This window comes from Vibrio sp. 10N.222.49.C9, assembly GCF_041474985.1.
In the GTDB taxonomy this organism is placed as follows: domain Bacteria; phylum Pseudomonadota; class Gammaproteobacteria; order Enterobacterales; family Vibrionaceae; genus Vibrio; species Vibrio crassostreae_C.
The window spans coordinates 1-339 of sequence record NZ_JBFRVD010001022.1 but is presented as its reverse complement, the minus strand read 5'-3'; the positions used below and the strand labels follow the sequence as shown (position 1 = coordinate 339).

Below are 339 nucleotides of genomic sequence, written 5' to 3'. Positions count from 1 at the left end.
TCCGTGATGCGTTTGATACGGATCCTGAGATTGCATTCCTTGGTTCAGACCCTTACTTCAAAGCCATCCTAGAGAACTGCCTAGGTGCATGGCGTAAGGTTGCGGCTAAGTCTTTAGAAGTGGGTATCCCAATGCCGTGTACGACTTCGGCGCTGTCGTTCCTTGATGGTTACACGACAGCTCGTCTGCCAGCGAACCTTCTGCAAGCTCAACGTGACTACTTCGGTGCTGACACCTATGAGCGTATCGACCGTGAGCGTGGCGAATTCTTCCACACTAACTGGACAGGTACAGGCGGCGACACTGCGTCTACGACGTACGACGTATAATACGTAGGGT

1 pseudogene is annotated in these 339 nt (G+C 52.5%); it reads left to right on the top strand.

Annotated features, from left to right (window positions below):
- A pseudogene (locus AB4585_RS26715) lies at positions 1-329 on the top strand (NADP-dependent phosphogluconate dehydrogenase); the annotation flags it as partial.
- Positions 330-339 lie beyond the last annotated feature (10 nt).